This is a genomic window from Pontibacter indicus (assembly GCF_900156345.1).
Lineage (GTDB): Bacteria > Bacteroidota > Bacteroidia > Cytophagales > Hymenobacteraceae > Pontibacter > Pontibacter indicus.
The window spans coordinates 53516-77327 of the sequence record NZ_FTPP01000001.1 but is presented as its reverse complement, the minus strand read 5'-3'; the positions used below and the strand labels follow the sequence as shown (position 1 = coordinate 77327).

Annotated in this window: 22 protein-coding genes and 3 tRNA genes; 7 read left to right on the top strand and 18 right to left on the bottom strand. The window is 51.2% G+C overall.

What is annotated here, in order from left to right; all coding sequences use genetic code 11:
- Nucleotides 1-2: 2 nt before the first annotated feature.
- The 6 genes from B0B12_RS00320 to B0B12_RS00295 all read right to left on the bottom strand — a co-directional run bounded on the left by B0B12_RS00320 (nt 3) and on the right by B0B12_RS00295 (nt 4691).
- A complete protein-coding gene (locus B0B12_RS00320) occupies nt 3-1916 on the bottom strand; it encodes a site-specific DNA-methyltransferase (RefSeq protein ID WP_083704028.1) in 1914 nt (637 codons plus the stop codon).
- A 208-nt stretch (nt 1917-2124) separates the two neighbouring features.
- On the bottom strand, nt 2125-2571 hold the full coding sequence (arr, locus tag B0B12_RS00315) for an NAD(+)--rifampin ADP-ribosyltransferase (RefSeq protein WP_076665536.1): 447 nt from the start codon (nt 2569-2571) through the stop codon (nt 2125-2127).
- Nucleotides 2572-2591: 20 nt separating this feature from the next.
- Complete coding sequence (locus tag B0B12_RS00310; protein WP_076665535.1) at nt 2592-3188, bottom strand: class I SAM-dependent methyltransferase; 597 nt, start codon at nt 3186-3188, stop codon at nt 2592-2594.
- A 120-nt stretch (nt 3189-3308) separates the two neighbouring features.
- Nucleotides 3309-3713, bottom strand: coding sequence for a hypothetical protein (locus tag B0B12_RS00305; protein WP_076665534.1), 405 nt, complete (start codon nt 3711-3713; stop codon nt 3309-3311).
- Between the two features lie 73 nt (nt 3714-3786).
- A complete protein-coding gene (locus B0B12_RS00300; RefSeq protein WP_076665533.1) occupies nt 3787-4203 on the bottom strand; it encodes a hypothetical protein in 417 nt (138 codons plus the stop codon).
- A gap of 74 nt (nt 4204-4277) precedes the next feature.
- Complete coding sequence (locus tag B0B12_RS00295; RefSeq protein ID WP_076665532.1) at nt 4278-4691, bottom strand: WapI family immunity protein; 414 nt, start codon at nt 4689-4691, stop codon at nt 4278-4280.
- Nucleotides 4692-5074: 383 nt separating this feature from the next.
- Here B0B12_RS00295 and B0B12_RS00290 point away from each other — a divergent pair, with 383 nt between their 5' ends.
- Nucleotides 5075-10510, top strand: coding sequence for an alpha-2-macroglobulin family protein (locus tag B0B12_RS00290; RefSeq protein ID WP_076665531.1), 5436 nt, complete (start codon nt 5075-5077; stop codon nt 10508-10510).
- 117 nt (nt 10511-10627) lie between these two features.
- On the opposite strand, the gene B0B12_RS00285 is transcribed toward B0B12_RS00290, so the two are convergent.
- Nucleotides 10628-10933 (bottom strand): GIY-YIG nuclease family protein, encoded by a 306-nt coding sequence (locus B0B12_RS00285; protein ID WP_076667522.1) that lies wholly within the window; start codon nt 10931-10933, stop codon nt 10628-10630.
- Between the two features lie 55 nt (nt 10934-10988).
- Here B0B12_RS00285 and pbpC point away from each other — a divergent pair, with 55 nt between their 5' ends.
- The gene (gene pbpC, locus B0B12_RS00280; protein WP_076665530.1) at nt 10989-13337 is read left to right on the top strand and encodes a penicillin-binding protein 1C; all 2349 of its coding nucleotides are present in this window, start codon (nt 10989-10991) and stop codon (nt 13335-13337) included.
- A 93-nt stretch (nt 13338-13430) separates the two neighbouring features.
- Here pbpC and B0B12_RS00275 read toward each other — a convergent pair whose 3' ends face one another.
- The 9 genes from B0B12_RS00275 to B0B12_RS00235 all read right to left on the bottom strand — a co-directional run bounded on the left by B0B12_RS00275 (nt 13431) and on the right by B0B12_RS00235 (nt 18677).
- Entirely contained in the window at nt 13431-13883 is a 453-nt protein-coding gene (locus B0B12_RS00275) for a hypothetical protein (RefSeq protein ID WP_076665529.1), read from the bottom strand.
- A 126-nt stretch (nt 13884-14009) separates the two neighbouring features.
- Nucleotides 14010-14420 carry a hydroxyisourate hydrolase gene (gene uraH, locus B0B12_RS00270; RefSeq protein ID WP_076665528.1) on the bottom strand — a complete coding sequence of 137 codons (411 nt, stop codon included), beginning with the start codon at nt 14418-14420 and terminating at the stop codon, nt 14010-14012.
- Nucleotides 14421-14488: 68 nt separating this feature from the next.
- Nucleotides 14489-15058 carry a Crp/Fnr family transcriptional regulator gene (locus tag B0B12_RS00265; RefSeq protein ID WP_076665527.1) on the bottom strand — a complete coding sequence of 190 codons (570 nt, stop codon included), beginning with the start codon at nt 15056-15058 and terminating at the stop codon, nt 14489-14491.
- Nucleotides 15059-15122: 64 nt separating this feature from the next.
- Nucleotides 15123-15731 carry an ankyrin repeat domain-containing protein gene (locus B0B12_RS00260; RefSeq protein WP_244554546.1) on the bottom strand — a complete coding sequence of 203 codons (609 nt, stop codon included), beginning with the start codon at nt 15729-15731 and terminating at the stop codon, nt 15123-15125.
- A gap of 75 nt (nt 15732-15806) precedes the next feature.
- Complete coding sequence (locus B0B12_RS00255; protein WP_076665525.1) at nt 15807-17150, bottom strand: amidohydrolase family protein; 1344 nt, start codon at nt 17148-17150, stop codon at nt 15807-15809.
- A gap of 79 nt (nt 17151-17229) precedes the next feature.
- Nucleotides 17230-18078, bottom strand: coding sequence for a helix-turn-helix domain-containing protein (locus tag B0B12_RS00250; protein ID WP_076665524.1), 849 nt, complete (start codon nt 18076-18078; stop codon nt 17230-17232).
- A gap of 181 nt (nt 18079-18259) precedes the next feature.
- A tRNA-Arg gene (locus tag B0B12_RS00245) sits at nt 18260-18333 on the bottom strand.
- 70 nt (nt 18334-18403) lie between these two features.
- Nucleotides 18404-18477 (bottom strand) — tRNA-Pro (locus B0B12_RS00240).
- A 113-nt stretch (nt 18478-18590) separates the two neighbouring features.
- Nucleotides 18591-18677, bottom strand: a tRNA-Ser gene (locus B0B12_RS00235).
- Nucleotides 18678-18996: 319 nt separating this feature from the next.
- Here B0B12_RS00235 and B0B12_RS00230 point away from each other — a divergent pair.
- Genes B0B12_RS00230 through B0B12_RS00215 form a run of 4 tightly spaced genes read left to right on the top strand, consistent with a single transcriptional unit; the run spans nt 18997 to nt 22148 of the window.
- On the top strand, nt 18997-19968 hold the full coding sequence (locus tag B0B12_RS00230) for a VWA domain-containing protein (protein WP_076665523.1): 972 nt from the start codon (nt 18997-18999) through the stop codon (nt 19966-19968).
- The gene (locus B0B12_RS00225; RefSeq protein WP_076665522.1) at nt 19965-20930 is read left to right on the top strand and encodes a tetratricopeptide repeat protein; all 966 of its coding nucleotides are present in this window, start codon (nt 19965-19967) and stop codon (nt 20928-20930) included. Before B0B12_RS00230 ends, B0B12_RS00225 begins: the two co-directional genes overlap by 4 nt.
- A gap of 55 nt (nt 20931-20985) precedes the next feature.
- The gene (locus B0B12_RS00220) at nt 20986-21591 is read left to right on the top strand and encodes a TetR/AcrR family transcriptional regulator (RefSeq protein WP_083704027.1); all 606 of its coding nucleotides are present in this window, start codon (nt 20986-20988) and stop codon (nt 21589-21591) included.
- A 50-nt stretch (nt 21592-21641) separates the two neighbouring features.
- Complete coding sequence (locus B0B12_RS00215; RefSeq protein ID WP_076665521.1) at nt 21642-22148, top strand: acyl-CoA thioesterase; 507 nt, start codon at nt 21642-21644, stop codon at nt 22146-22148.
- A 168-nt stretch (nt 22149-22316) separates the two neighbouring features.
- Here the strand turns inward: B0B12_RS00215 and B0B12_RS00210 are convergent, their stop codons facing one another.
- Together B0B12_RS00210 and B0B12_RS00205 are read right to left on the bottom strand one after the other, a co-directional pair.
- Nucleotides 22317-22706, bottom strand: coding sequence for a VOC family protein (locus B0B12_RS00210; RefSeq protein WP_076665520.1), 390 nt, complete (start codon nt 22704-22706; stop codon nt 22317-22319).
- 61 nt (nt 22707-22767) lie between these two features.
- Complete coding sequence (locus B0B12_RS00205) at nt 22768-23109, bottom strand: zinc ribbon domain-containing protein YjdM (RefSeq protein WP_076665519.1); 342 nt, start codon at nt 23107-23109, stop codon at nt 22768-22770.
- 176 nt (nt 23110-23285) lie between these two features.
- Between B0B12_RS00205 and B0B12_RS00200 the strand changes: the two genes are divergently transcribed.
- Nucleotides 23286-23735, top strand: a complete 450-nt coding sequence (locus tag B0B12_RS00200; protein ID WP_076665518.1) for a PaaI family thioesterase — start codon at nt 23286-23288, stop codon at nt 23733-23735.
- Nucleotides 23736-23812: the final 77 nt, after the last annotated feature.

Genomic DNA, 23812 nt, shown 5'->3' with positions numbered 1-23812 from the left:
CATCAGATTGATTTAAAGTCAATACCGATGTCCTGCAAGGTTAGTTTTAAATTCGTCTTATCTATTTCGTTCAGCTGGAAGAGCGAGTCTGGACAAATGAAGGCCTTGGGCTTCAGTGCAATGGCTTTTTTCAGTATCTCTTCTGTGATTCTGTCCAGCCCAAAAAGCAGTCCTTCCTGCACTACTTCATACAGTACGGCATCACCAACGGGCACCTCGTTTACTTTAGCGGATAAAGGTATACCTAACCGAAGCAGCAGTTCCCACAGCATACGCTCCCGCTGCGGCTGATCCGTTTGGGTCCGCGCAAAGAGTGTGAGCTGCTCTGCCTTTGGGTTGTCGCCCTCTCGCTTATGGTCAAAGCTGGAAGGAGCGAGTTTGAAATGCCTGAAACCGGTGTCTATACCTGGAGCACCCTCCTGCGCTTGTAGCTTTTCATGCAGCAGGTGCAGGCGCTTTCTGGTGATCTCGGAAATCGTCCGAAAGCCCTGCTGGTAAGCCCTCGTTGCAGGGACGATCTGCTCGTCGAGCTGCACGCAAATGTACTTCCGGCTGCCGCCGTCCTGCTGGTTCATTTCAAGCACGGCCTGGGCAGTGGCACCCGAACCGGCAAAAAAGTCCAGGAAGATGCCATCCGGATCGTCGGAGAAACCCAACAGGTATTTGATCAGACTCGGTGGTTTTGGAAAGTCAAACACCTTGGCTCCAAACAGGACCTCGAGCTGAGCGCTGGCATTTTCGTTTGTGCCCACACCCACTTTGGAGTTGATCAGATTCGGTGGCACCTCCTTGTCATACACCAGCTTTTCATAAGATGGGCTCAGCTTAATGGTCGGTATACTGATGCGGGTGCCCTTGCTAATCTCCTCGTCCAGCTTGGGTTGCGACCACTTGAACTTAGCTTTCAGCAAAACAGGCTTTACAAACAGACCGCCTTTTACCTCGGTGTCCGCCAGCAGCTCGATGGCATACCTGTCGGTGCCGTAGCTGCCTTTTTGTAAAGGACCGTCTTCTAGCCGGGTAGTCACCACACCGGCCGGGAAGGTCAGCACACTGGGTTTGTTCGTCTGGTTCAGGAGGCCATTGGAGCTGGTGCTGTTCTTCCGGATGCCCTTGAACTTTTCACTGTTCTTGCTTTTCTGGTAGCAGAGCACATACTCCACCACTTTTTTGCTTTTCCGGGAGAGGTTGGCCGGCGTTTCGGACTTGGCCCAGGAGAAATAGTCGATGAAGTTTTCCTCGCCAAACACCTCGTCCATGAGCAGTTTGAGGTTAGCCAGTTCGTTGTCGTCGATGCTCACGAAAATAACACCGTCTTCGCGAAGCAACTGGCGGGCCAGGGACAGCCTTGGCAGCATCATGCTGAGCCAATTGGAATGACCACTTTGCTTGCGACTTGCCAACGAACGGCCTGTTTTCTCAGCAAAGTTGTCAGCGTAAATGAAGCTATCAGAGCCAGTGTTGTAGGGCGGGTCGATGTAAATACCTTTTACCTTGCCCTGATAGGCTTTCTGCAGCACTTTCAGCGCCTGCAGGTTATCGCCTTCAATAAAAACATGCTGCGTATTTTCCCAGTTAATCGAGTCCTGCCGGTCAGGTATAAGCGTATCGGTCGTGGGTGTCTGGACTTCTCTGTAAGCCTCTGCCTTGCCCGTCCAGGTTAGTTGGTATAGCTCCGGCTCCGGGTATACGTACTCGCCGAGCAGTTCCTTCAAATGCGCGACGTTCAGCTTGCCTTCCGTAAAGGCAGCCGGCACAATCTCCTTCAGCTTCAGCAGTAGCTCTTCCGGTATGGGTAAGGACTCGCCCTTCATGGTCAAATCTTCAGTTGTTCTGTAATTTAAATGATGGTCAGGTATAGCAAAGTTGTCGCGTTGCTGCGCGAATACATCGCTGTTGTAAGCTAACAACGGCATTGTTATGCACTACCGAAACGGCTATACCTTGTGCCAGCGCCTCGAACCGGTACGGGTTTGCACCGGCTATACCTGGCAAAGGTTGAAGATAGGGAATAAAGGAGAAATGAACGGAAGGAAACTTCCAATTAAAGCGAATACTTAAAAAGCAAGTCAGGCCGGTATAAACTATAACTAAATTAAGGTGCCGGAAGGATTGTAGTCCGGGTCAGTCCTCAATCGCTTCGATGCCCTGCTCCTTTAGTCGGGCCAGATGGTCTTTCATGGCCTGAAGTTGTTCCGGTGCATGTCCCTGCCATTCGGCCACCTCACCTATAACCCTAAGCGGGTGCAGGGAACGGTACGATTTGGTGGGATTTCCGGGAAACTTCTTGTCCGTCAGGTTAGGATCGTCCTCTATCGGGCCGGTCGGCTCGACGACGTAAATTCTGCCGGCGCCTTCGCCCACGGCCAGCTCAGCACCCCAGGTGGCAGCATCGAGGGTGGCGGTCAGGTATACGTAATAGGCTTTTTTGCGCGAGCCGTAGTTCGAGCTATAGCCCGGGGCGATCAGGTCGCCCGGCTTCAGATCAGCCTTGGTCCCATGGTAGAATGGCTGTGCATTCAGATCGTCTGTGGCCGTTTCCGGCTTGGTCCTGCTGTTGTTCTCTTCCATTGCCTTTGCTGTATTTGTGCTTACCTGCTATTTCTTGCTATAACGGATACGTGATTCAGCGGGTACTGGTCCAGCTCCAGGTGCCTGCACTGGCACCCGTTTTCGGACAGTATTTTCAGGTTCGCGTCGATCCCGATGGAGCTGTAGCCGAACTTCTCGCCCAGCCAGGTATCTTCATGCGCTCCCTCCGCGTCGCCGAAGGTATAGACCAGGATGCCCTGCGGATTTAAGAAACGGCAGAGCTTCTCAACCACTGGTTCCTGATGCTCCAGGGGCAAATGGAAAATACTATCCCAGGCCACGATCAGATCAAACCGCTCTGTTGTTCCCCATTCGATGATATCTGCCTGCTCGAATCTCACTTGCGGATGGTTTTCCCTGGCCAGTTCCAGCATCCCTTCCGACACATCGATCGCGGTGAGCTCGAATCCGTTTTCCATAATCCTGTTGATGATGCGCCCGCCGCTTCCGCAGCCTACATCCAAAGCCGTCTTTTTCTCAGTGCAATACTGTATTGCCCGATCGATCATGGGGATGCCGTATTCGGATCCGATCATATCGGTATTCCACTGTCGGGCGATTTTGTCGTAGCTTTTGGCGAGTTGAGATGGTCGCAAGGTGGGGAAACTTTGTTGGGTGGAGGTACCTGTAACTTTAAACTTGGTTGCTTTTACGCACTCGGCTTTAAGGTGGCAAAGGCTGCATTTTGGAAGACCGAAATTAAGAATGGCAGCAGTTTACCTGACCTTCTTCGCCTCGCCATCAGTATATTCTATGCACGAGCTTAGTTTCAACTCTCCCCTTGCGTTCTGCACAAAGACTGTTACTGCTGAATCGGGCTCGTGGCGTTGCCGGTGATGGTAGTAGTTCTTGGTAGTAACCCTATTCGATTCAATCTGATAAGTACCGCTCACAAATAACGTGTCATCTCGCCTGGCTTCCACTAAAAGGCCAGCCTGATGTTCACCACTGGGTGAATAAAGAGAAAACCAGTCGCAGTCATATGCGTGGTCCTTTAAGAAGACTTTAGACTTTTTGGTTTTGTAGATAAAGTCACCAATCCTGATACTCCCATCTTGTACGACAGTAGCGCTACAGAGGCCAACTGACAATAAGCCAAGTATTGATAATGTGTTTTTCATAAAGGGCTTGTTTCTACTCTGCACAAAGCTTTTATACGAGGTATAAGGTATAACTCATGTTGGCGACTAAGTTTCACCACTTCACTTCTTCTGTGTAAGGTTTATCCCTATACTCCGAGAAATCTCTAATCTTTGATTTTTCCAGAGTCTTTACATTAACCTTCCATACTGCTGATCTGGTACTCCATGGGTCAATCAAGACCTTTAACGTATCTGCCTTTTCTAGTCTTATGGAATGTATGTCTGCCAGTCCAGCTACATTCAAGGCTTTCCCTTGACTCCAAATTGTCAGGTGGTCCCCAGCAACGACCGCCCATTTATTATCCTTGTCAATTAGTCCGCATGTTGGGTCTCCAACGTACTTTTCTTTCCATAGAACAGAGTTATCTCTCTTCTCTAATAGAAAAACTGTTTCCCACTCATGAAGTAAAAGAAGTTGGTCAGTTTCGTCTAATATGAAAGAGATTTTATCCATTCTATTCTTTTCCATACAAACTGACGTTACTAGTGCAGCCGAAGCCCGTTGCAAGGGTTAAAGCAGCACTTTGTTGTGGGGTGATATTCTTAATTTTTAGATTCAACTGCAGTCAGTACTTCTTTAAGTTGCTTTATGGTAGAAGGTAAGTATGACTGGTCTGTTTCTATTGTAAAGTCAACTGATGCAGTATATTCGCTATTTCTTACAAACCCTTTGATTTCAATCTGTCCTGTTGCGTTAGGTGTGAAGCGTAACTCTACATTGTCTTCTATGCTTGCGAATACGAAGCTATGCTTCAATGTATCGTATAGTTTGCTTAGGTCTTTTTGAAACTGCGATAGTTCTCCAATCATAACATAAGCACTAATGCCAGTAGTTATTCCATTAATATGCAGCTGAAGTTTGACCTTATAAAAATCATTGTCGCCAGCCTTTGTTTCACCGATTTCAGTGCAGCTGATGATTAAGTATTCCGCACTATTACCTATTTTGATTTCCATAATTTTATTAACTCACAACTACTTCGAAAGCGTAAACATACGGTTATTGGCAATACGTGTGAAGGTGAAAATCTTTAAATTCTATACCTGTTTCGGCCTCAACAGTTATTATATTCCCTTCAACCAATATACCAAAATAGCTTAATATTTTAACTTTACCTCACCAGTTTTAATACCCAACTAACTACCATCCTCCCCAAACAAACCGTCAGGTATAGCTTAATTATATGGCAGCTTTTCAGGTATAAGTGATACAGGAAATTGCTATATTGTCAGTTAAACAGGCAAGTTTAGACTTGCCTGGGGACTATACACAATCTTCACCTTAGCACGAAACAAGGTTTCTTACTTCCAGCTAGTCAATCGCTTTCCTCGCCCGAACTATGAACATAACTCACCATCACCCCGCTCCGCTGCTGACACTACTCAGAATCAGCCTGCTGCTGTGCTTCCTCAGCCTTTTCAGCTGCCGCAGCAACAACGACGAACTGCGCCTGCAAAGCAAAAACTTCGAACAGGAAATTGCCCGGGAGCAGAACCTGGTGTTTACCTTCGATAAAGATTTGGTGGGCGACTCGCTGCTGAACCAGTGGGATACCATACCCTATCTTACCATCACGCCGAAGGTGGCCGGCAAGTATAAATGGACGGCCCCAAACGAACTGGTTTTCTCGCCGGACAAGCCCTTTGCCCCTACCACTGATTACAAAGCCGATCTGACCGAAAACCTGCTTATGCATACCGCTACCAAGTATAAAATCCCAGCCGGACAGGGCATTAGTTTTCATACGCCCTACCTCAGGTTGCAACAGGTGAAAAGCTACTGGGTGGCCAACGAGAATAGCCCGAACCAACTGGAGGCCAGCCTGCAACTCGACTTCAACTACCCCATCCTTTTCCAGGAGCTGCGGGAGCACTTAAAGGTATACGCCGGCGCCAAAGAACTGCCCGTAGAACTGACCAGCGGCAACCGCGACAACATCACCATCCGCGTAAAAAATGTGGAGGGGCAACAGGACAAGGAAATTCCGCTGCGTCTAAGTATAGCCAAAGGCCTGAGCGTGGCCGGCAGCACCAACCAGACTGACCACACCATCCAGCGGGATATCCTTTTGCCGAGCCGCCAGCGCATGATGGTAGCAGAAGTGCTTACGGCACTGGAAGAAGGCCAGGAGCGCATCTACATCCTCACCACTCAGCCCGTCACCAACAGCAACATCGGCAACCTGATTGAGGTGAGTCCGAGGCGGGAGTATACTGTAGAGCGCATGCAGAATGGCCTGGTGCTGAAAGGCAATTTCAACCAGAGCAGCACCTATACCCTCACCCTCTCAGGCGACCTGATGGGCATGGAAGGCAAACCGATGGGCCGGCCTTACCGGCACAGCGTGACCTTTGCCAGCGCACAACCCGGCATCAGTTTCGCCAGCGGCAAAAGCATCTACCTCAGCAGCCAGGGGGCACGCAACCTCGCCCTGAACCTGAACCAGGTGCCGCGCATCAAGGTCAGCATCAGCAAAGTATACGAAAACAACATTTTGCACTACCTCCGCGAGGGCAAAATGTATGACGGCTACTACGACGAGGCGACCGAGGAATATTATTCCAGTTCCTACTACGATGTGAACGAGAACAACGGCAACACACTTTTTGAGCGCGAGTACAACACCGAAAGTCTACGCAAGCAGGGCAGCTCGTACCTGCTCAACCTCAACCTGAACGACCTCGACTTCGACAGCCAGTTCAAAGGCTTGTATGTGATAACCGTAGCCAGTACCGACAAAAACTGGTTGAAGGATTCCAGAATTGTGTCGGTCTCAGATATCGGCCTGATAGCCAAACAGGGCAAAGACGAGGTGGTGGTGTTTGCCAACTCTATTCGAGAAGCGACCACCATGGAAGGTGTGGAGATTCGCTTCATCAGCACGAACAATCAGGTGGTGCACCAGGCCACGACTGATAAAGACGGCGTAGCTCGGTTCAGCAACATCAGTCAGGCGGCCCCGGACTTTAAGGTGGGCATGATTACGGCCCGCAAAGGCGATGATTTTAATTACATGCCTTACAGCCAGACGCAGGTGAATACCTCACGCTTTGAGGTTGGTGGCAAGCGCCTGAACGACCTGAACTACGACGCCTTCATCTACGGCGACCGCGACCTCTACCGCCCCGGCGACACGATTCACGTCAACACCTTAGTGCGGACGCCGGATTGGAAAACGGTGGCCGGATTGCCTATTAAAGTAAAGCTGCTGCTGCCCAACGGCAAGGAATACCGCAGCACCAAAGGCAAACTGAACAAGCAGGGCGCCAGCGAAACCAGTTTTATACTTAACACTGCTGCGGTTACAGGCACCTATACCTTGGAAGTATATTCGGGCAACGACGTGCTGCTGAACGCAAAGAAAATCGGTGTGGAAGAGTTTATGCCCGACCGCCTGAAGGTGACGGCTGTGCTGAACAAGGAAACCTACAACGCCGGCGAGAAACTGGTACTGAACCTGACAGCGCAAAATCTGTTTGGTCCGCCCGCTGCCAACCGCAACTACGAAGCGCAGCTTAGCCTGAAAAAAAAGACCTTTGAGGCCAAACGTTACCCCGACTATACCTTCGACATCCATACCTCCGGCTCTATTAACATCCAAACCAGCACCCGCCAGGGAGAAACCGACGCGCAGGGCAAAGGACAGGAGGTGTTTGAGCTGGAGAATTTCCAGGACATTGGTCTGCTGGACGGCTCGCTTTACACTACCGTTTTCGATGAGAGCGGTCGCCCGGTTAACCGCCTCAGCAAATTCGACGTGAGCACGCAGCAGGCCTTCTTCGGCATCAAAAATTTTGATGATTACGTGAGCACCCGCCGTGCGATGAACGTTCCACTTATTGCCCTGGACCGCAAAGGCTCCCCTGTTTCCACCACCGCCCGCGTGCAACTCGTGCGCTATACCTACGAGTCGGTGATAGAGCGCTACAGCGACGAGTACAACTATAAATCGCAGCGCAAAGAGAACGTTATCAGCAGCCAAAACATCGCTATACCTGCCACTGGTGCTACGTTCAATTTCACACCTGTTTCGTCTGGTGAGTATGAGATACGGGTGATGCGGCCGGGCGCCTATAATTATGTGGCGCAGGAATTTTATGCCTACGGATGGGGCGATACTGAGAGCACCTCCTTTGCCGTGAACACCGAGGGCGAGGTGGACATCTCGCTGGACAAAGAAAAGTATGAAGTAGGCGACGAGGCCAAAGTGCTGTTCAAATCACCGTTTGCGGGTAAGATTCTGGTGACGGTGGAGCAGAACAACGTGCTCAGCTACCACTACCTCAAAACGGACAAGAAAGCCGCCTCGCTCACTTTGCCAATCCAAGACGAGCATTTGCCGACGGCCTATATTACCGCCATCGCGCTGCGCCAGGTAAAAGACAACCAGATGCCGCTGACCATTGCCCGAGGCTTTAAGCCTTTGACGGTTACCAAAAAGAGCACAAAACTGGATGTCGCCATACTTGCCCCGGAGGCTTCCCGCTCCAGCCGGGTGCAGCAGGTGAAGGTAAAAACGGCACCAAACGCAGAGCTAACGCTGGCCGTGGTAGACGAAGGCATCCTGCAGATTAAGGATTACCAGACACCCGACCCGCACGGCTTTTTCTACCAGAAGCGCGCGCTGGAAGTGACAGGCTATGACCTCTACCCTTTCCTGTTCCCGGAATTGGGCTCCCGCTCCAGCACGGGTGGTGACGGCTACGACCTGGCCAAGCGCATCAATCCGCTCACGAACAAACGGGTCAAGCTGGTGTCGCTGTGGAGCGGTCAGTTGAAGGCAAACGGTAGCGGCGAGGCCACCGTGAACGTGCGTATACCTGAGTTTTCGGGGGCAGTCCGCATCATGGCGGTGGCGTATAAAGACAACGCCTTTGGCTCTTCCGAAAAGATGATGCGCGTGTCGGACCCGGTGGTGGTTAGTACGGCGCTGCCCCGCTTTGTGAGTCCACGCGATACGATTCTGGTGCCGGTCACGCTCAGCAATACCACCGCTACCAAAGCTACAGCTGCCAGCACCATATCCGTGACAGGTCCACTGCGCGTGGTGGGGGAAACCAAAAAATCAGCAAGTATAAATCCGAATGCAGAAGCGCAGGTTATTTACAAGCTGGTGGCTACGCCAGCCATTGGACAAGCAACAGTAAAGGTCGCGGTCAATGCGCTGAACGAGCAATTTGCCAGCAATACCGACATCACCGTTCGTCCCATTGCGTCGCTGACCAAAGTAACGGAGGTCGGAAGTATAAAAGACGCCGCCACTGCCGACATCAAACTGGCCAACGATTTTATACCTTCTTCGGTGTCGGCAAAGCTGGTGGTAAGCCGCTCGCCCTTGGCGCAGTTCACCGATGACATCACCTTCCTCTTGCGCTACCCGCACGGTTGCCTGGAGCAGACGACTTCTACGGCTTTCCCGCTTTTATACTTTGCGGACCTGGCCCGCTCACTGAACCAGGACCAGAAAGGCCGCACCTTTAACCCGAACTACCTGGTGCAGGAGGCCATCACCAAAATTGAGCTGATGCAGCAGTATGACGGCGGCTTCACCTACTGGCCCGGCGCCCCTTACACCGACTGGTGGAGCAGTACCTACGCTACCCACTTTTTGCTCGAGGCCAAAAAAGCCGGCTTCCCGGTAACGCAGGAGGTGCTGGATAAGGCCCTGCGCTACCTGCAGCAAAAGGTAAAAGGGAAGGCGCTGGAAGAGTACCGCTATTACGATGCCAAGCGTCAGGTGCAAAGCAAATACATCGCCGCCCGCGAAACGACTTACTCGCTGTACGTACTCAGCATTGCCGGTCAGGTGGATTGGTCCACGATGAACTACTACAAGGCCAAACCAGAACTGCTGTCGCTGGATGCGCGCTACCTGCTGGCCAGCACCTATGCCCTGAACGGCAGCCGCGAGAGCTTCAACCAGATTTTGCCCCGCTCCTTCTCCGGCGAAACCTCGGTCCGTGCGCTGGGCGGCAGTTTCTACTCTCCGCTTCGCGATATGGCCATCTCGCTGAACAGTTTGATGGAAGCAGACCCGGATAATCCGCAGGTTGGCACCATGGCCCGGCATTTATCAGAAGAACTGCGCTCCAAACGCTGGTACAACACCCAGGAACGGGCCTTTGCGCTGATGGCTTTGGGCAAGCTATCGAGCAGAAACCAGGGCAACCAAACCGCGCAGGTATACCAAAACGGCAAGCAAATCGGCACCTTCACCGGCAAAGACCTGACCTTATCGAGCAACATCGGCAGCGGACCTATCAGCATCCGCGGCAAGGGCAATGGCACCCTATACTATTTCTGGGAACTGGAAGGCATCAGCCAAACCGGCGACGTGAAACGCGAAGACAACTACCTGAAAGTGCGCAAAACTTTCTTCGATAGGAATGGCAAGGAGGTCACAAATAATACCTTTAAGCAGAATGATTTGGTAATCGTGCGGGTAGAGCTGCAATCGCAGGATGGCAGGAGTATACCCAACGTGGCCATCACCGACATGTTGCCAGCCGGATTCGAAATAGAAAACCCGCGCCTTATGACCGCCCGCGAGTTCAGCTGGTTGGAGGCTCAAAAACCCTCCACACCGGATTACACGGACATCCGGGACGACCGCATCAACCTCTACGCGACAGCCAAACCAGAGCAGCAGCACTTCTTCTACCAAGTTCGCGCGGTGTCGAAAGGTACGTTCCAGCTAGGGCCTATCGGGGCGGACGCCATGTATAATGCGGAGTATCATAGTTATTCGGGGGGAGGCGTTGTGAGAGTGAGGTAATCCTCTACTGTCATTTCGAACGCAGTGAGAAATCTGAAATATTTGGGGTCATGAAATACTCCAGATTTCTCACTGCGTTCGAAATGACAAAAATGTTTGAAATGCTAAAAAAGAAGTTTAATCATCTTGAACCTCTGCATTAAGCGGTAACCAATTCGGGTTAATGCTTTCTATCAAAGCTTCTTTCTTTTCGCGGCTCCATTTCTTCAACTCCTTTTCGCGTGCTATGGCGTGTTCAACAGAGCTGAAGCGTTCGTAATACATAAGCAGATGGCAGTGGTATTTACCGGCAAAAGTAGATGGGTTACCAGCATTTAAAGTATGTTCTTCCAGCTGACGGACAATGTCATTTGTTACACCGATGTATAAAGTAGTTTTCTTCGGGTTAGTTAGGATGTATACAAAGTAATTGTGCGAAATCATAGGTAAAAAGCAGAGATAGTCACACGACAAAAACAGTTTCTTTTTAATTCCCAACATGCCAATACAAAACCCAAAGTATAACCCAAACCAATGGCTGCTAAGGTATAGCAAGTCCTGGCTCAGGTATACTTTATACTTTGCGTTGACGTTTTGCCTCTCCTTTACCATACTCAACCACCTCTACCCCCTCAAAGTAAACATCTCCTATTCCCCCGTCATCACCGCCTCGGATGGTAGCGTCATCAATGCTTTTCTGAGTCGGGACGATAAGTGGCGGATGCAGCTGGAGCCGGTTGAAGCAAGCCCTGTTCTCAAGAAGGCGGTGCTGCTGAAGGAGGACAAATATTTTTACTATCATCCGGGCATCAACCCCTTTGCCATTGCCAGAGCTTTCTCAAACAACATCCTTCAAAACAAGAAGACCTCCGGCGCCTCGACCATTACTATGCAGGTGGCCCGGTTGCTTTACCCGCAGCAACGCACGTATGCCAATAAGCTGAGCGAGATGTTCCGGGCGCTGCAGTTGGAGTGGTATTACAGCAAAGACGAAATCCTGCAGCTATACCTGAACCTGGTGCCCTTTGGTGGCAACATTGAAGGCGTAAAGGCAGCCTCCGTTTTATACTTTCAGCAGTCGCCGAGGCAGCTGAGTTTGGCGCAGGCGGTTACGCTGACGGTTATCCCGAACAAACCCTCTTCACTGCGAATTGGGGAGCAAAACGAGCGGATTGTGAACTTCCGGAATAAGTGGTTGAAATACTACGAGGAGCAAGAGGCATTCCCAGCTACGGAGATTGAAGATGCTTTGCTGGAGCCGCTGGAGGCACGCAGGCAGGAGGCGCCGAAAGTAGCGCCGCACTTTGCCTACCGCATGTACCGCAAGTATAAAAATCAGCCCATCATTAAAACAACCTTGAACCGGCAGGTGCAGGAGAAAGTGGAGCAACTGGCCTACAACTACATGCAGCGCCTGCGTTACCAAAACATTCACAACGCGGCGGTACTGGTCCTCAACAACCAAACCGGGGCCGTAGAAGCCTACCTGGGCTCTGCCGATTTCAATGATTTCGCACACCACGGGCAGGTTGACGGTGTGCGGGCGGTCCGCTCTCCGGGCAGCACCCTAAAGCCGTTTCTTTATGCCGCCGCTTTCGATAAAGGGCTGCTTACGCCGAAAATGGTAATTACGGATGTGCCCGTGGATTACGCCGGGTATCGCCCGCAAAACTACTTCGGCAACTACAACGGCAACGTCACCATAGAACACGCCTTGGCCACTTCGCTCAACGTGCCCGCCGTGAAAGTGCTCGATCAACTGGGCGTCTATACCTTTGTTCAGAAGCTGAAGCAGGCAGAGTTTTCGCAGATGAAGCAGATGGGCCACCAACTCGGTCTTTCCCTGATTCTGGGTGGGTGTGATGTAAAGCTAGAGGAGCTGACTTTGCTGTACGCTGCCTTGGCCAACCAGGGAAAGTATAGCCCTATCCATTGGCTGCAGCAGGACACGACGCAAACGGAAACGCAGCTGCTTTCACCCGCATCAGCCTACATGGTGAGCCAGATTCTGACGCAGCTCACGCGCCCCGACCTGCCGTACAATGCCCACAACAGCCCCAACCTTCCCAAAATTGCCTGGAAAACCGGCACCTCCTATGGCCGAAAGGACGCCTGGAGCATCGGCTACAACAAGAAGTATACAGTAGGTGTCTGGGTTGGCAATTTCTCCGGCGAGGGCGTCCCCGAACTCAACGGCACCGACTCAGCCACGCCCCTGCTCTTCGACATCTTCAACAGCATCGACTATAATTCCTCTGATGGGTGGTTCCAGCAGCCAAAGGGCATTGGTTTAAGAGCGGTGTGCACCGAAAGCGGCAGCCCGGCCAACAGCTTCTGCAAAAACCAGGTCCTCGATACGTTTATACCCGGCATCTCCTACACGCAAAAGTGTAGTCATCTAAAAAGAATTGCCGTTTCCGCAGATAAAAAGTATAGCTATTGCACCAGTTGCCAGCCGGCGACAGGTTTTGTGCAGCAGCTGTACCCCAACCACCCCCCGGAGCTGCTCACGTTTTACGATGCTGAGCGGATACCTTATCAACAGATTCCGGCGCACAACCCCACCTGTAGCCGCATCTTTAAGGAGCACGCCCCGGTTATCGCTTCTCCGGCTTCTGGCATGGAGTACATCCTGGAGCGGGAGGAGCGCCAGCAACTGATGCTGCACAGCAACACCCACAACGAGGTGAAGCAGGTATACTGGTACATCAACGATAAATTCCTGCGCGCCACCGCCGCCAACGAGAAGGTGTTCTTTGAGCCACAGAAGGCCGGTAGGTATAAAATCTCCTGTACCGATGACCAGGGCCGGAATACGGATAGCTATATCACGATCAGCTTTCTGTAGACCGTAAAATGGAGAAGACTTTGCAACGCGTGAATTAGATCCACTGCTGTTAACGCCAAGTCGGCTTAATTCATAAACTGTGGTAGAGACCCTCTAAAGACGTTCCAGCACGACCAATTCCTGCTCTGTAATGGTTTGGCCATTCTTCAGCTCCACTTCCCTTTTCACCATCTCAAGCCCCGTTGCTGTAAACGTCAGCGTGTAAGGTTCTTTGTCTTTATGGAACTGGCCAATGTAGAGCTTTCCTTCCATCATTTGCACAGGCAGCGTTGTCTGATGACTTCCAAATCCGTCTGTGATGATTAGCTTTCCATCAGGGGTGAATTCATAGGTTTTTTCACCTGTTTGGTACACATCACGGTCTGTTTCTGTAACTGCGCCATCCACTTCTTCTGTGTCTGTTTTAGAGCGTACTTCCCATTTGCCGACTAGGCGATTGTCGATGGGGTTTTGGCCGCTTTCATCTTTATCCTTGCTGTCCTGGCAGGAGGCAGAAAAGGCAGCTACAAAAAGTACAAGAAAGAGGAAAATCTGTCTTACTAACATGGGGAATGAATTAAAATTGGAAAATAGTATGTGACCCGCCGTACGTGAGGCATTCGGGTATAAAGGCCACTGGCGGTAGTACACGAGAATTAAATTGATTTTTAGGAGCTCTGGGAGATCTCCCTTTTAATTACCTCTGTAGGTTGAGTAGCCATAGGGCGAGAGGGTGATCGGGACATGGTAGTGCTCCTTATCCCTGATCTGGAACACTACTTCAATAAAAGGGTAAAAGGAAGCCGTGTTCTGCTGCTTAAAATAGTCGGCTACCAGAAAGGTAAGCCTGTAAATGCCTGTCTCTGTTGTCTTATAGTCCAGGAAATCCTTGATGCGGCCGTTATTGTCGGTTACCTTCTCCTCCACTGTTGTCCACTTGCTGTTCTTCTCGTTCAGTTTTTCCAGCCTGACAGGTACACCAGCGGCGGGGCGACCAGTGGAAACATCGAGGATATGGCTGGAAAGCTGGTGCGTATGTGCCTGCGAAAAGGCCATCGTAGCCATCATGCAAAACAGGAATGTCAGAATCAGGTGTTTCTTCATAGTACCGTAGTTTTTGATACAAAGGTACCGGTACCCTGGCCCGAAAACATTGACCTATCGCAACGTTTTCAGAGTCTGGACTTTGTGCGGCTGAGTGTAGAGGGCGAGATACCCAGGTAGGAGGCGGCCATTTTGTTGGAGACGCGCAGCAGGAAATCAGGCTGATGCCGGATGACCCATTTCACTTTTTCAAGTGCGTCGAATCCCTGAAACCCGTAAATCCTGCTCTGGGCCATGATGAAGCCCTGTTCCAGAATCTGTCGGTAAATGAATCCGAAGGCAGGTATGGTTTCCACCAGATGGAGGAAGTCTGACCTGTTTATTTTAAGCAGTTCGGATCGCTCGATGGTTTGCATATACTCCGAAGCGGGAGCCTGGGCTATGAAGCTGGGCAGTGCGGTACCGAAGCCCCCTTCAAAGGCAAAGAACCTGCTCGTCTCCTTCCCTCCTTCATGAATGGTATAAATTCTGATGCAGCCTTTGTTCACAAAATAATAATGCTGGCATACTTCCCCACTCGCAATCAGCAGCTCGTTGCGCTTTGTCCTGACAGGGCTGAAACAGGTATAGATCCGCTCTAAATCCGCTTCTGCTATACCTGCCCTGCTTTTGATATAATTTCCTAAAAGCCCATACATTGGTCCCTGCCTAACTTATTTTGCTGTCTTAGGTTCCTGCACCTACTGCTTCTGGTGGTGGATGTTATTTTGCAGCGGCTGCTTCCAGTAGCTTTGCGATGCCTGTGTAGCCACGGTTGCGAGCATGCTGCAGTGCAGTAACCCCGTCGCTATCCGGAATGTTTATGTCGCATCCGGCATCTATGAGGATCTGCACCACTTCTACGTACGTATCGCTGCCATCACCCAGTACCACGGCTTCCATCAGGGCCGTCCAGCCCAGGCGGTTCACGTGGTCAATTGGGAAGCCCTTGGTATTGGCCAGCAGCCTGACCACCTCCAGGTGCCCTTTCTCGCAGGCTGGGATCAGCGCGCTGCCGTTGTAGCGGTTGAACACGTCGAAGCGGGCGCCGTTCTTCAGATACAATTTTACCAGTTCGGTTTGCCCTGTTGCACCTGCATATAGAAAAGGACTGTCCTTAATGACATCCTGCTGATTCACATCCGCTCCAAACTCGATCAGCAATTGCGCCATTTTCAGGTCGTTGTTTTGCGTGGCCAAAAGCAGTAGAGACCTTTTCTGAGAATCCGTGGCATTTACATTGGCGCCATGCTTCAGGGCCGATGCTACCATGTGTGTCTCCCCTTTCAGAACAGATTTAATAATTGAGTTTTGGTCAGCAATTGTCTTCATAGTTGATTCTGTGTAACAGGCGGTCAAAAACATAAGAAAATGAAATAGAAATAAGAAACGCATTCGGCATCGGATTTAATAGACAATCTTCCCTTTGTGCATCAGGGACTTTACAGGAGAAACACGTGAAACAGCTTCTGCTGAACAACTCGCATCCACCAACACGAGATCAGCCGCATCGCCGACCTGAGGCCATTGTCGGTTGCCTTTGTCATCCAGCGGGAGGATGTTGTGCGTGGCTAGTTTCAGGCAACGGGAAAGTTCCAGCTCGGTCGAGTAGCCGTAGACTTGTGCCATCAGGTTGGCTTTTTGCAGCACGCTGCCTGTCCCAAAAGTGTTCCAGTGGTCCACAATGGAGTCGTTGCCGGTGCTAACGTCTACACCATACCTGTAAAGCGTCGGAATGGGCATGATCATGCTTCCGATAGGTATAGAAGAGACGATACCGACCCGGGCATGTGCTAGCTTCTCGGCTATTTCCTCTTGTTTTGGTTTCTCGAGCCGGGCCAGCACAAAAGCATGACTGATAAAGGTTTTGCCTTTCAGCACAGGGTTTTCGTTTACCCGATCGATGAGGTAATTCACCGTTCTCAGGCCACTCTCGCCGCCCTCGTGCAGGTGTATGTCGATGCCTTTACCGTGGTCCAGGGCCAGCTGTACCACAAAGTCTATGCTCTTCTCCATATCGCCATCAATCGCATGTGGGTCCAGTCCGCCGATAAAATCGATGCCCATGGTGGCAGCCTCTCGCATCAGCTGCTGTGAATTGGAGCGCAGGATACCGTGCTGCGGAAAAGCAACCAGTTCTGCGGCGAAGCTGTATTTCTTGTTTTCCAGCGCCCGCTGCAGGTTTTTCAGGGAGTCAAGTTTTGAGGTAGGCTCGATGTTGACGTGACTCCTGGCAAAATTAGTCCCATGCGTCTGCAGCAGTTCGATGATTTTCTCTGCCCGCTCGGTAGAGGTCTTAAGCATTTCCGGGAGGATCTGCTGCTCGTAGGCAATCATGTCCTCTACGGTCCGGTTCTTCTTACGCCTGGCCTGCCAGGGGCCGCCGTAAAAGGTCTTGTCCAGGTGGATGTGCATGTCCTTGAAGGCAGGGAGCAGCAGCAGCCCCTTCGCATCGATCGCCTTGGCACTGGGGTTGTTGGGCCGGATAGCACTTATTTTCCCGTTGCTGATTTCTAGCAGGAACAGCTCAGTTTTCGTGGCGATCACCTCCCCTTCTTCATACTCGAAACCTGTCTCCAACCGCACGTTCTTAAGCCTGAGGGCACCCCCGTCAGCGGCAAACTTGCTATTTTCGTCACTGCCTGACTCACTTCCGGCAAACAAACTGCTGCACGAGAGCATGTTGCTACCAGCTAATAGGATAGATGAGTTTATGATAAAGTCTTTGCGGGTAATGCGTTGTAAGGCCATGTTGCTTTAGTTTAGAGCAACAAAGTTAGTGCTTCTATACCTGGCACAGCTGTGTGATTTCTGCCAGAACTTGTAAATTTTATAACTGCCTCCTGAATAAACGTGGCGAGCTTCCGGTTTGGCCCTTAAAGAAGTTGGAGAAATAGGCCAGATCACTGAAGCCGAGTTCGAATGCAATCTCCTTAATCGACATATCGGAGGCACGCAACAGGCGTTTGGCTTCCAGCGTGATACGGTTCTGAATGAGGTACATCGCCGAAACTTGCAGGTGCTTTCGGCAGAGAATATTCAGGTAGTTAGCTGAGATATGCAGCTTTTCTGCGTAGAATGCCACTGTTTTCTGCTCCCTAAAATAGGTATCTACCAGGTGTTGGTACTTCAGGAGCGCAGGCGCAGCGCGGTACACAGACAGAAGCTCGTGCTTAGCTTCTACTTCGTGGCTGGCCAGTTGGGCAATGATCTGACTTCTCAGTTTGATGATGGTCCAGTCAGCAGGCTTTGCGTTTAGCTCGTCACGTACGGCGAGAAATTCGTAGCGCAGCTTATGGAAAGTATCTGGGGCGAGGCTGATGACGGGGTGTTTTTGGTACAGCACGAAAGACAATTCCAGCGAGGAGGAAAAGGTCTCAAAAACAGGTCGGCTGATCATGAGTTGGTAGGCTCGTGTGTTTTCACCAAGGCTCCAGCGGTGCACCTGGCCAGGCAGCAGCAGGTGCAACTGGCTTCCCTCCACGGCATACTCTTCAAAGTCGATGGTGTGCGTACCGCTACCCTCCTCGAACAGAAGCAGCATGAAGAAATCGTGTTTGTGCGGCCTGTCGATATGCTGCTCCCCCTGCACGTCCAGGTACTGCAAGCCATGGACCGGCTGCTGAGTCGGCTGAAACTCCTGGATGCCCAGTATGGGAAAGTGATCGGTTGTGCTCACGCCGTAATTTATGAAAACCTTGGAATTATGTTTCCTGACTTTATACCCTGATTAGGTATGGCTGGTGTGAAAAGGGAAGCTGGAAGGTAAGCGTGTAGAGCTTTTTGTTCTACTTGTAACATACTCTAAAACAAAAAACCCTCTTAGCGATAAACTAAGAGGGTTTTTCATACTTAAACCGTGATCCCGTTTGGATTCGAACCAAAGACCTACTGCTTAGAAGGCAGTTGCTCTATCCAGCTGAGCTACGAGACCAGCGTCCTTAGGAGAGCGTTAGCTCTACCCTTAAACAAAAAATTTCGGAATTGCTTCCGAAATTTTTAAGTCGGGGTGGCAGGATTCGAACCTACGACCTCCACATCCCAAATGTGGCGCGATACCGGGCTACGCTACACCCCGAACTGTACTTCCAACTCCGGTCAGCGATTGTGTCGCTGTTAATGTTGAACGCGGTGCAAAAGTAAGCGAAGAATTTAAATTGTCAAAACATTTTCAATTTATTTTTCCGCTTGCGGAGGAGGGGGGATTCGAACCCCCGGTACCGTTTCCAGTACGGCAGTTTAGCAAACTGCTGGTTTAAGCCACTCACCCACCCCTCCGGGTCTCTCCCTGCTGAAGAGATTGCAAACATACTACATTAAATTTGCCCACACAATAGCATACCTCAAAATTTTAGCAAACAAACACGCCTGGCATGCCCTTAAACTCCCTTTCCTAAAACTAACTACTTGATTCTATTCAGCTTTCTAAGGCAATATTTTTTTAAAATTATTTACCCTTTCCTCACCTTTTTACTGCCCGGGACTGCATCTGCTACACAAGCTATACCTGTAACTGCATTTAACGCCTCCCAAAAGCCCCGCACATTGGCTTTCCTTTCTTATATTTGTCATCGGGCCATTGCCCAAAAGACACAACATGACCTGGTATCAAACCCTCACCCTGCTCGAAATCCTGTTCGGCATCCTCTTTATGGGGCTGTACATCGGGTATCTGTGGCGCGTGCAAAAGGTATCGGCTTTTTTTGGTCAGCGTCCCCACGGAGTTTGGGTGAAGTTTCTGCTGCGCCATGCCTATGTGGTGCTGCTTATTATCGCCATTCTCGGACCTTCTTTCGGGGCCATGAAAAAGGAGATCAAAACCATCGGCAAGGACATCTACATCGCGGTCGACCTTTCGGCTTCCATGGATGCCAACGATGTGCAGCCCTCCCGCCTGGAACGCGCCAAACGCGATATTATACGGCTAATCAGCCGCTTCAACTCCGACCGCATCGGCCTGATCGTGTTCGACTCGGAGGCCTATATTCAGAGTCCGCTCACCTACGATCAGCAGGCCCTCACCCTCTATACCCAAACCCTGCGTACGGGCCTGCTCCCACATGGCGGCACCAGTTTTATTCCTGTGCTGGAAGTCGTGTCCCAAAAATTCGGACAGGCGGCCTCACCGGAAGCGAGTGAGCAGAAGGCACGCATCCTGGTGCTCATCAGTGATGGGGAGGATTTCGGGGGCCGCACTTCCGACTGGGCTGACAGGTTGCGTGAGCAGAACATTCGGGTTTTCGCCCTAGGCATCGGCACCACAGACGGCGGCCAGATACCAGTTGGCAGCTCATTCAAAATGGATCAGCAGGGTAATCCGGTGGTCACGCGCCTGCACCCCGAGGGTCTGGAGCGGTTAGCAGAGGCAACCGAAGGCGAATACTTTGAAGTGAACGGTCGCATCAGTGAGGTGGGTCGCCTCATCAATGCCATCAACAACATAGAAGGCGAACTGCGCGAAAGTAAGACCATCGACGTAACCGCCAATAAGTACGTTTACCCGCTGGCCCTGGCCCTGCTGCTCATACTGCTCGATGTACTCATCACCGTTAAGCTGATCAGGATATGAAAGCGATCGTAGCGGCCTTGCTCTTTATCGGTTTTCTGTCGGGTGGGCTGCGTACCATCTCGCTCATGAACGAGCATGCCAACCTGGCCGCAGCGGCCTATAAGCGGGGAGATTATACAGAAGCCGTTGCTTCGTACGAGTACCTGCTGGAGGACCTGGAGGTTCGGGATGACCAGGTACGGCTGAATCTGGGGCATGCCTATTTCCGACTGGGCGAACTGCAGAAAGCGCAACAGCAGTATACCTTGCTGGCCAGCCATGCCACCCGTCACATCAAGGCCGTTTCGCTGCTCCAGCTTGGCGCCATCGCTGCGAAAGGCAAGAAATACAAACAGGCCCTCACCTACTTCCGGCAGGTGCTGATCGTGGAACCGGAAAACGAAGCGGCCAGGTATAACTACGAGTTGATTAAAAAGCTCCTGGAAGAGCGCCCGGACCTGGCACAGGCCGAGGAGGAAAACGAGCAACTACCCGCCAATCAAGAGGGGGCACAGGAGCAGCCGATGCCGCAAGAGCCGGAAGAAAAAGAGCAAGTAGAGCAGCCGCGCAAAAACCCCGACGACGAAGGAGATCAGGAGGCGGAAATAGATCAATCTGAGCAGGATGATCAAGGGCAAGATGAGCAACAAGGGGGTGCTGGCCAGGAAGATCAGCCCGGCAAAGAGAACGGCAGGCAGGCAGAGAAACCAGAAACCAGCGGACAGGAGACCGGCGAAACGAAGGGCTTGAACCCGGAGAGCAACTTCGATCCTGATCGACCGGAACGAAGCCGCAGTGCAGAGCCGCTTTCGGATGCCGAGCAGCGGGCGCAGACCAGAAACCACCGCTTGCAGCAACACAACATTAACCCCGAGAAGGCACGCCTGATGCTGGAAGCCATGCGCAGCGCAGAGCAGCAGTACATTCAGCAGCTGCCCAAAAAATCCACCCGCAAACCCGACCCTTCCAAACCGGACTGGTAGTTTTCAATTTGGAAATTTAAAACCGATTGGTTTATTTTGCGTAATCACTTGTACGATGGATACCTCCTTGTCTAAAGCAGAACGCACGCGCCAGTTGATCATTGAACGATCGGCTCCCCTCTTCAATCAGAAGGGCTATGCCGGCACGTCGATGCAGGACATCATGGCTGCTTCGGGCTTAACGAAAGGAGGCATCTACGGGCACTTTGAAAGCAAAGAAGAGATTGCGCTGGCTGCATTCGAGCACTCGGCTGGCATCATCACCCGTATGATCGGGGAGCGAGTAGCTGCTAAGGAAACTGCCTCAGACAAGCTGAAAGCCATTCTGCAGTTTTACAAAACCTACCTCTTTTCACCTCCTGTGCAGGGCGGATGTCCTGTTCTGAACACCTCAGTAGAAGCCGACGATACCAACCCGCTGCTGAGAGCCAGTGTTGTCAAGGTGCTCAACCGCTTGCACAAGGCCGTCGCGAATATTGTGCTGCAAGGTATAGCAAACGGTGAGTTCAGGCCGGAGGCAGACGCGCACAGGTTTTCTGTTCTGTTTGTGAGCATGATCGAAGGCGGTATCATGGTTTCAAAAGCTTACGGCGACAACAAGTACCTCAACACCGTTATCTCCCAACTGGAGCACATGCTCCAATCTGAACTACAAATCTGATTTTTTTTAAACTAAAATAAACCAATCGGTCTTTTTTAACAAGAACAATAATGAAAAAAGAGTATAGCAAAATACTGGAAAGCAAGGCGCTGGTTCGTTTCGAGGACTGTGATCCTTTCGGTCATCTGAACAACGGCCGCTACATCGACTATTACCTGAACGCACGGGAAGATCAACTGCGCGACAACTACGGACTCGACATTTATGCGCTGGGGAAACAGACGGGCAAAGCCTGGGTAGTCGCCTCTAACCAGATTGCTTACCTGCGTGAAGTGAAGTTCATGGAAACGGTGACGATCAAGACTTGCCTGCGCTGGTACGGCAGCTCCGATCTGCTGATGGAAGGCCAGATGGTTAACCCCGAAACAGGCGCCATTATCTCTGTGATCTGGACACGCTTTGCCTACATCGACATCCGCAAAGGGCAGAAAGCGGAGCACAGCGAGGAGCTTACCGAACTGTTTGACAGTGTCGCAATTCTGGGCGAGGGGAAGCCTGCAGAGTACTTCGAAGATCGCGTGAAAGAACTGCGGATGGCAGCTGTGGTACTGCCCTAAAACTAGGTATAGCTGACTAAGCAGAAATGCGCATCAACAATAATTTCTGAGCTCGCCACAACATAGTTTTAGATTAAGAGTATAGGAACTCATAGCACAAAATATAACTATGAAAAAAGGCAGCTACCCAATAGCTGCCTTCGTTTTTTTAGTTGGCTATACCTGTCCTTAAAGCCTGGCTTCCGGAGTGAAAGCAACCTCCAGCACGAAGCCATTCGGGTCGCGAAAGTCGACGGTGTAGTAACCCGCATGGTAGTGCGGCATTTCCTGTGGGCCGCGAATAATGTTAGTCTGCTGGCCTCGCAGCCACGCTCCTACCTGATCCACCACTTCCCTGCTTATGGCATGGAAACAGATGTGTCGCACACCCAAGCTGTCGCAGAATTCGACGGGCATTTGCTTGAAATAGATCTCGTGCTGACCGCAGCTAAAAGAGGTTTCGTTCAGCGCATACCAGCCGATCATTGGAAACAGGGCACGGTAAAACGCGGTTGATTCTGCCAGGTCTTTCACCCAGAATTCGATGTGGTTGATGCCGGGAGCGTAGGGGTAGTTCATCTCGCTAGTTGGCCGTTACGTCGTGCTCTGGTTGTATAAGGTATAGCCAACAGGTATAGAACTAGGCCTTGCGCACAAACTCCGATTTCAGTCCCATTGAACCGAAGCCGTCTATCTTGCAGTCGATGTTATGGTCGCCTTCGGCGAGGCGAATGTTCTTCACTTTTGTTCCCGCTTTCACAGGCTTCGGAGCGCCCTTCACTGGCAAATCTTTTATCACTACCACCGTGTCGCCATCCTGCAGCACGTTGCCGTTGGCATCCACCACTTTCAGGCCCGCTTCTTCTTCCACTTCACTTGGGTTCCACTCGTTGCCGCACTCCGGACAGGCGTAAAGCTCCTCGCCCATCGCGTACCCGTAAGGTGAATTACACTTCGGGCACTGTTTCATTTCATCTGACATAATTAATTTACTCTAAAATATGGATGTGCATACATGGCTTCTACTGAAGCGCTGATTACACCACTATTTGCTGAATGCCGCCAATATACTAACATTCCGGCACTCTTGGCTCCTTCTTTCCGCTTATTCAGTTTAGAGCCCGCGAAGCGTTGCGTATACTTGCAAAAAATCACATCATGACCACTACCCAAGACCTGCATTACCGAAAACTCGAAAAGCTATACCTGAGCGCCAACGTTCAGCAGCTGTTCAGTGGCAGCAGCATCACCGTGTCGCACAGCAAATCAGAAATCACCCTACCCGTCGATCCGAAGTACTTCCACGGAGCGCAGGCGATACACGGGGCCACCTACTTCAAACTGCTTGACGATGCGGCCTATTTTGCAGTCGCCTCTGTGGTACCCGATGTGTTCATTGTGACGTCTTCGTTTCAGATCAACCTGCTGCGACCCGTCAATTCAGGTATATTGAAAGCCGTGGGCATGGTGCGTTCTGTGGGCAAAAACCTGTTTGTGGCAGAGGCTACGTTGTACAACGAACGGGGCAAGGAAGTCGCTTTCGGAACAGGCCAGTTTATGCGCACGGCGCAGGCTTGGGAAAATCTGGAGGGATACGGGGGGAGTTAGAAAGTTGGGAAGTGGGAGAGCAAAAACAAACCCCAAAGCTGCTGGCTATACCTGCGAGGCTTTGGGGTTTGAGGGGA